The sequence below is a fragment of the Streptomyces botrytidirepellens genome, from assembly GCF_003721215.1.
Taxonomy (GTDB): domain Bacteria; phylum Actinomycetota; class Actinomycetes; order Streptomycetales; family Streptomycetaceae; genus Streptomyces; species Streptomyces himastatinicus.
Genome location: NZ_RIBZ01000120.1, coordinates 1 through 8,702, shown reverse-complemented (window position 1 = coordinate 8,702; position 8,702 = coordinate 1). Strand labels below are relative to the sequence as shown.

2 protein-coding genes and 1 pseudogene are annotated in these 8,702 nt (G+C 73.4%); all 3 read left to right on the top strand.

Going from position 1 to position 8,702, the window contains the following annotated elements; translation table 11 throughout:
* Positions 1-1,853: type I polyketide synthase (locus tag EEJ42_RS09320; RefSeq protein WP_148081908.1), on the top strand; the 1,853-nt coding region annotated here is incomplete at its 5' end.
* A gap of 52 nt (positions 1,854-1,905) precedes the next feature.
* Positions 1,906-6,726: pseudogene (locus EEJ42_RS09315) on the top strand (type I polyketide synthase); the annotation flags it as partial.
* 103 nt (positions 6,727-6,829) lie between these two features.
* Positions 6,830-8,702: type I polyketide synthase (locus tag EEJ42_RS09310; RefSeq protein ID WP_148081907.1), on the top strand; the 1,873-nt coding region annotated here is incomplete at its 3' end.

Below are 8,702 nucleotides of genomic sequence, written 5' to 3'. Positions count from 1 at the left end.
GTGCCGTGCCGGCCGGCTGGTCGTACGGCCGGGCGGCGTCCGCCGCGGCCTACCTGCGGGCGGCCGGCGTGCTGGCCCAGGTGCCGGCCGGGGAACCGCTGCTGGTGCACGACGCCGCCACCCTGACGGAGCTGGCTGTCGTGGCGCTCGCCCGGCACCGCGGCACGGAGGTCTTCGCCACCGCGGCGCCCACCGTGCGCGGCGCGCTGCGGGCGCTCGGCCTGGACGCAGCGCACCTGGCGTCCTCGCGAACGGCGGAGTTCAGGCAGACCTTCACCGAGACTCTCGCGGGCCGCCGGATCGGTCTTGTCACCGCCCGTGCCGCCGACGGCGACGCCTCCGGGACACAGGCCGTACCGGTGCCGGCCGACGTGACCGGCCGGGACACCGCGCGCATCGACCCGGAGCAGGCCGGATACGGCCCCCTTCCGGAGGAGTTGGCGGAGCTGCCGGAGCTGCCACGCCCCGAGGCCGGGCAGGAGAGCGTGGTCGACGGCAGCCGGGTCCGCACCCTCGCCGCCGACTGGGATCCGCAGGGCACCGTGCTCATCACCGGCGGCACGGGCGGCCTCGGGCTGCAGGTCGCCCGGCACCTGGTCGCCGAACGCGGCATGCGCCACCTGCTCCTGCTGAGCCGGCGCGGCATGGATGCCCCCGGCGCGGCGCGGGTCTGCGAGGAGCTCACCGAACTGGGTGCCGACGTCCGCGTGCACGCGGGCGACCTCACCGCGCCGGGGACCATCGAGGCCGTGCTCGCCGCGGTGCCCGCCGCCCACCCGCTGACCGCCGTCGTGCACGCCGCCGGTGCGATAGACGACGGCGTGGTGGGCGCGCTGACGCCGGAACGCATGACGACGGTGCTGCGCCCCAAGGCCGACGTGGCGTGGGCCCTGCACGAGGCGACCCGGGACCTCGACCTCGCCGCCTTCGTGCTGTTCTCCTCCGCCGCCGGCGTCCTCGGCGCACCGGGACAGGGCAACTACGCGGCGGCCAACTCGTTCCTGGACGCACTGGCTCAGCACCGCCGCGCGGCGGGCCTCCCCGCGGTGTCACTGGCGTGGGGGCTGTGGCAGGAGAGGAGCGAGCTGACCGCGGAGCTCTCCGACGCCAACATCCGCCGCCTGGAGCGCGCCGGACTCGGCATGCTGCCCGCCCGGCAGGGTCTGGGACTGTTCGACGTCGCGACCACCACGGACGGCGAGGCGCTGCTGCTGGCCGCACCGCTCAACCTGCGCACCCTGCGCGCCCGGGCCTCGCAGCCGGGCCTGCCGCCGCTGCTGCACCGGCTGGCCGGCAAGCAGGACGGCCCCACCGCCGGACGGACCCCCATGTTGTCGGCCGAACTCGCCGGCCTGTCCGAGGCCGACCGGCGAGCACGGCTCGTGGCGATCGTCAGGCAGATGGCGGCGGCCGTGCTCGGCTACGGCTCCGCCGACGCGGTCGCGCCCGACCAGGCCTTCACCACGCTGGGCCTGGACTCGCTCGGCGCGGTGGAGCTGCGTGCCCGGCTGATGGAGGCCACCGGACTCACCCTGCCGACGACGCTGGTCTTCAATTTCCCGACCCCGGCCGCGCTCTCGGACCGGCTGCTGGAGCTGGTCGAACCCGCGGAGGCCGTCTCGCCGGTGCACGCCGAGATCGACCGGCTGGGCCAGATGCTGTCGGAGCAGGACTGTGGCGACGCCGAACGGCGCCGCATCACCTCGCGCCTGGAGGCCCTCCTGTGGCGGTGGACCGACGGCCGCGAGGACGCCGCGGAGAAGCGGCCGGCGACCGACCTCGACGACGTATTCGAAAGCGAGCACGACGACGACATCTTCGCGCTCGTCGACCGGGAGTTGGGAACGGACTGATCCCTTCCCCTGCCCACCACCCGCACCAGCATGCACCCAGGAGCCAGCCGTCATGGCCAATGAAGACAAGTACCGCGACTATCTCAAGCGGGTCACCGCCGACCTGCGCGCCGCCAAGCAGAGCCTGCAGGAGATGCGCGATCAGTTGGCCGAGCCCATCGCGATCATCGGGATGAGCTGCCGGTTCCCCGGCGGCGCCGACTCACCCGAGAAGCTGTGGGACCTGGTGACCGGCGAGGTGGACGCGATCGGCCCCATGCCCACCGACCGGGGCTGGCCGCTGGACACGCTCTTCGACCCGGACCCGGACGCGCCTGGCCGCAGCTACGTCAGCGAGAGCGGCTTCCTCGACGACGCCGCGAAGTTCGACGCCCCGTTCTTCGGCGTCTCGCCGCGCGAGGCCCTGGCGATGGATCCCCAGCAGCGGCTGCTGCTGGAGACCTCCTGGGAGGCGGTGGAGGGCGCCGGCATCGTGCCGGCGTCACTGCGCGGCAGCGCCACCGGGGTGTGGGTCGGCGCCTCGGCCCACAGTTACGGCGCCGGATCATCCGCCGTCCCCCCGCAGGTGGAAGGGCACGTGGTCACCGGCATCGCACCCGCCGTCGCCTCCGGCCGCATCTCCTACACCCTGGGCCTGGAAGGGCCGGCCCTGACGGTGGACACCGCCTGCTCCTCGGCGCTGGTCGCCCTGCACCTGGCCTGCGACTCGCTGCGCCGCGGCGAGACGGCGCTCGCGCTGGCCGGCGGCGTGGCGGTCATCGCCAGCGCGATGGTCTTCAGCGAGTACAGCAGGCAGCGCGCGCTCGCCCCCGACGGTCGCTGCAAGGCGTTCTCCGACGACGCGGACGGCACAGCCTGGTCGGAGGGCGCGGGCATGCTCCTCCTGGAACGGCTGTCGGACGCCCGGCGCAACGGCCACGAAGTCCTCGCCGTCGTCCGCGGCACCGCGCTGAACCAGGACGGCGCCTCCAACGGCCTCACCGCGCCCAACGGGCCCTCGCAGCGCCGGGTGATCGAGGCCGCGTTGCGGGCGGCCCAGGTCGCTCCGGACCAGGTCGACATGGTCGAGGCGCACGGCACGGCCACCCCGCTCGGCGACCCCATCGAGGCACAGACACTGGTCGAGGTCTACGGACGTGACCGCGACGCCACCAACCCGCTGTGGTTCGGCTCCCTCAAGTCCAATATCGGCCACACCCAGGCGGCGGCCGGCGTCGGCGGCATCATCAAGGCGGTGCTCGCCATGCGGCACGGCGTCATGCCCCGAAGCCTGCACATCGCTTCCCCGACAACCGAGGTCAACTGGGGCGAGGGACACGTACGGCTGCTCACCGAGGCGCTGCCCTGGCCGGTGGTGGAGCGCCCGCGCCGCGCCGCGGTGTCCGCGTTCGGCATGAGCGGTACCAACGCCCACGTCGTCCTGGAGCACGACGCCCGCCCGGTGCCCGCCGTGACCGACGGCCCCGACGACACCGGTGCGCGCTCGGCGCCGACAGCCGGGACCGCATCGGCCGTGCCGGTGGTGCTGTCGGCCACGTCCCCCGCCGCGCTGACCGGGCAGGCCGACCGGCTGCGGACCTTCCTGCGCGCCACGCCGCAGGCGCAGCCGGCCGACGTGGCGTGGTCGCTGGCGACCACCCGCGAGCTGTTCCACCACCGCGCCGCCGTGCTGGCCGCCGACCGGGACGCGCTGCTGGCCGGCTTGGACGCCCTGGTGGCCGGCGACAGCCTGCCGCTCGGCACCCTCTCGGGCGTGGCCGGCGACGGCGGCGCGGTGCTGATGTTCCCCGGGCAGGGCGGCCAGTGGGCCGGCATGGCGCGTGAACTGATGGCGTCATCCCCGGTGTTCGACGCGGCGCTGCGCCAGTGCGCCGAGGTGATGTCCGGCCTCGTCGACTGGAACCTGCTGGAGGCGGTGACCGACCCCGACGGCAAGCTGCTGGCCCGTATCGACGTCGTGCAACCCGCGCTGTTCGCGGTCATGGTGTCGCTGGCCCGGCTCTGGCAGTCATGGGGAGTACCCGTCGACGCGGTGGTCGGCCACTCGCAGGGCGAACTCGCCGCCGCCTGCGTCTCGGGCGCCCTCTCCCTGGCGGACGCCGCCCGGGTCGTGGTCGTGCGCTCCCGGCTGCTGCTCAAGCTGTCCGGCCGGGGTCGCGCGATCTCGGTGGGGATGTCCGCGGAGCGCGCCCGGGAGAGCATCGCGCCGTGGGACGGCGCACTCTCGCTCGCCGCCGTCAACGGCCCCGAATCCGTGGTGGTCTCCGGCGACGCGCAGACCCTGCGGGCCTTTGCCAAACAGTGCAAGGCCGACGGGGTGTGGGCTTGGCGAATCGACATCGACTTCCCCTCCCACTCGCCGGCCATGGAGGAGGTGCGGGACGAACTCCTCGAACAGATCGCCGGGATCACGCCGCGCGACGGCGCCTTCCCGCTCTACTCGACGGTGACCGGCACTCGCCTCGCCGGGCACGAACTGGACGCCGACTACTGGTACCGCAACCTGCGGCAGACCGTGCTGTTCCAGGACGCCCTGGAGGCGCTGGCCGCCGACGGATTCAGATTCTTCCTGGAGGCCAGCCCGCACCCGATGCTGGCGATCGGCGTCCAGCAGACCCTGGAGGCGACCGGCGCCATCGGCGTGCCGGTCGGCACCCTGCGCCGGGACATCGGCGGACCGGACCGCGCCCTGCTGTCGCTCCTGGAGGCACACACCGCGGGCCTGCCCGTCGACTGGACCACGGTGCTGACCCCGCGCGAGCGACTGCCGCTGCCGACGTATGCCTTCCAGCACGAGCACTACTGGCTGGCGCCGGCCGAAACCACCATGCCGCAGTCCGGGACGGACGCCTGGTTCTGGGACGCGGTGGAGCGGGAGGACCTGGAACAGCTCGGCAGCGAACTCGGCCTTGGCGAGGGCCTGGACACCGTGGTGCCGACGCTGGCCCGCTGGCGGCGCGACACCGCGTCGCGGTCGGCGATGGACGGCTGGCGCTACCGCGTCGGGTGGACCGCACTGGCCGACCCGCGACGGGCCCAGCAGGTGCCCGGCCGCTGGCTGGTCGCCGCCGACGGCACCGCTGATGCCCTCGACACGCTGTTCGGCCGGCCGCTGTCGGTCGCGCTGCCGGGCACGAACCGCGCCGCGCTCGCCGCCGAACTGGCCACGCTGGGACAGATCGACGGTGTGCTGTGCCGGTCCGGCCGTGCCGCGGACGTGCTGGTGCTCGTCCAGGCCCTCGGCGACGCCGGGATCGATGCCCCCCTGTGGTGCGTGACCACCGGGGCAGTGGCCACCGGTGCCGACGACCTGCGGGCCGAACCGGACGGCGCCGCCGTGTGGGGGCTCGGCCGGGTCGTCAGCCTGGAGCACCCGGAGCGTTGGGGCGGCCTGATCGACCTCCCGGACTCCTGGGGGGCCGAGGAGGCCGCGCTGCTCGGCGGGATCCTGACCACGGTCGGCCCAGAGGACCAACTGGCCATCCGTGGCGGCGGACTGTGGGCCCGCCGGCTCCTCACCGCCCCGGCGACCGCCCCGGCGCGGCCCTGGAAGCCCTCGGGAACGGTGCTGATCACCGGCGGGACCGGAGCGGTCGGTGGGCATGTCGCCCGCTGGCTGGCCGCGCACGGCGACTGCTCGATCGTGCTTCTGTCGCGCCGGGGCGCCGACGCCCCGGGCGCCGCGGAGCTGCTGTCCGAGCTGAACGCGGCCGGTGTGGCGGCCCGGGCCGTCGCCGCCGACGTCGCGGACCGGGAGGCGGTCGCCGGACTGCTCGCGCAGTTGGAGCGGGAGGGCACGCCGGTGCGGTCGGTCTTCCACGCGGCCGGCGTCACCCAGGGCACCCCCATCGACGCCATGAGCACCGAGGAGTTCGCGTCGGTGGTGGCGGCGAAGATCGACGGTGCCCGGGTGCTGGACGAATTGCTCGGCGCGGACCTGGACGCGTTCGTGGTCTTCTCCTCCATCGCCGCCGTGTGGGGAAGCTCCTTCAGCGGCGCCTACGCCGCCGGCAACGCCTACCTCGACGCCCTCGTGGAGCGTCGCAGGGCACGCGGCGCCGCGGCCACGTCGGTCGCCTGGGGCGTCTGGGCGGACGACGGCATGGTCGACGAGGACACCGCGCGGCACCTGCGCCGCATCGGCCTGCGGGCCATGCCGCCGGCGAAGGCGATCGACTCGCTCCAGCGCACACTGGACCGCGACGAGGTGGCGGTCACCGTCGCCGACGTCGACTGGGCGCCGTTCATCACCAGTTACACCGCGGCCCGGCCGCGACCGCTGCTCGACGAACTCCCGCAGTCCCGCACGGCCCTGGACGCCCCGCGGGAGGACACCGCCACCTCCGACGCGTTCCGCCGCGAGCTGCTGGCCCTGGACCCGGCTGGACAGCGGGCCGCCCTGCTGGAACTGGTGCTCACCGAGACCACGGCCGAACTGGGCTACGCGGACAGCTCGCAGGTCGAACCGGATCGCTCCTTCCGCGACCTGGGACTCGACTCGCTGGCCTCCGTCGGCCTGCGCAAGCGGCTGAACGCCAAGACCGGACTCGACACACCGGTCACGCTCGCCTTCGACCACCCCACCCCGGACGCGGTGGCGACGTTCCTGCTGGAATCGCTCCGGGCCGAAGCCGGTCCGGCCGCCGGCTCGGCCGAGGACGCGCTCGGCCAGTTGGAGGCCGTGCTGGCCACGGTGGACACCGACTCGGTCGGCCGGTCGCGGATCACCATGCGCCTGACCTCCCTCCTCGCCCGCTGGAAGACCGGTGAGACGGCCGGCACCGCCGCGCCCGAGGTCTCCGAGGACGAACTCGACAGCGCGACGGACGAGGAACTGCTCTCCATGCTCGGTCGCGAGTTCGACATCTCATGACCCGGCTCATCCGTTCCGGTTCCGCTTCCTGAGCCCGCATTCCCCGAAAGGTCCATCAGTGTCAGCACTCACACCAGACGGCTCGGCGCCGACAGAGAACCGGATGAGGCATTTCCTCAAGCAGGTCAGCGCCGACCTGCGCCTCGCCAAGCAGCGGCTGCGCGAGTACGAGGCCCGGGACAACGCCGACCCGATCGCCGTCGTCGGCATGGCCTGCCGGCTGCCCGGCGGGGTGCGCAGCCCCGAGGAACTGTGGAAGCTGGTGTCCACCGGCACCGACGCCATATCCCTGTTCCCCGCCGACCGGGGCTGGGACACCGAGCGGATGTATGACCCGAGCGGGGAGCGGCCCAACACCACCCTGACGCGGGAGGGCGGCTTCCTGTACGGGGCCGCGGCGTTCGACGCGGGCTTCTTCGGCATCTCGCCCCGCGAGGCGCTGGGCACGGACCCCCAGCAGCGGCTGCTGCTGGAGACCTCCTGGGAGGCTCTGGAGAATGCGGCGATCGATCCGGCCGGGCTGCGGGGCAGCCGCACCGCCGTGGTGATCGGCGCGGCCCCGCAGGGCTACGGCTTCGACGTGCAGGGCGGCGGCGTGGGCTTGGAGGGCTACGGGATCACCGGCGTCTCCACGTCCCTGCTGTCCGGACGTATCGCGTACACCCTGGGGCTCGAGGGGGCGGCGCTGACGATCGACACCGCATGCTCCTCCTCGCTGGTGGCGCTGCACCTGGCGGGTCAGGCACTGCGGCAGGGCGAGTGCGACCTCGCCCTGGTGGGCGGTGCGACGGTGATGGCGGCACCCAGCGCCTTCGTCGAGTTCAGCCGGCAGGGCGGGCTGGCTCCGGACGGCCGCTGCAAGTCGTTCTCCACAGACGCCGACGGCACCGGCTGGTCCGAGGGCGTGGGGATGCTGGTGGTCGAGCGGTTGTCCGACGCGCTGCGCAACGGTCACGAGGTGCTGGCGGTCGTCCGGGGCTCGGCGGTCAACCAGGACGGCGCGTCCAACGGCCTCACCGCGCCCAACGGCAGGTCACAGCAGCGGGTCGTCCTGGACTCGCTGGCCAGCGGCGGTCTGTCCACCGCCGACATCGACGTGGTGGAGGGGCACGGTACGGGCACGCGGCTGGGCGACCCGATCGAGATCCAGGCCCTGATCAACACCTACGGCCGGGACCGGACGGCGGAGAACCCGCTGTATCTCGGTTCGTTGAAGTCGAACATCGGTCACACCCAGGCGGCGGCGGGTGTCGCGGGCGTCATCAAGATGGTGATGGCGTTGCGCAACGGTGTCATGCCGCGCAGCCTGTACGCCGACAAGCCCACCGGCGAGGTCGAGTGGGACGGCACGGGTGTGGAGCTGCTGGCGCGGGAGCGCGCATGGGCCCGTGAGGACGGCCCCTTGCGCGCGGGTGTGTCGTCGTTCGGCATCAGCGGCACCAACGCGCACGTGATTCTTGAGCAGTTCGTGGCGGAACCTGTCGAGCAGACGTCGGTGGCGCCCGTGCCGGCGGTTGCGGGCGGCGTGGTTCCGTTGGTGTTGTCGGCGNCGTCGGTGGCGCCCGTGCCGGCGGTTGCGGGCGGCGTGGTTCCGTTGGTGTTGTCGGCGAGGTCGGATGCGGCGTTGTCGGGTCAGGCGGCGGCTCTGCGTGATCACCTGGTGGCGCGTCCTGAGCTGTCTTTGGTGGATGTGGCGCGTTCGCTGGTGACGGCGCGTTCGGTTTTCGATCACCGTGCGGTGGTGGTGGGGGAGCGGGCCGAGGCGCTTGCCGCGTTGGAGCGGCTGGCGGGGGCTGTGCCGGGTACCCCCGGTCCCGCTCTGTCGGGTGCGGTGTCCGCGGTGTTTTCGGGTCAGGGGTCGCAGCGTCTTGGTATGGGGCGTGAGTTGGCCGAGGGTTTCCCGGTGTTCGCTGAGGCGCTGGATGAGGTCTGTGCGTTGGTGGATCCGTTGCTGGGGTGTGGTGTGCGTGAGGTGA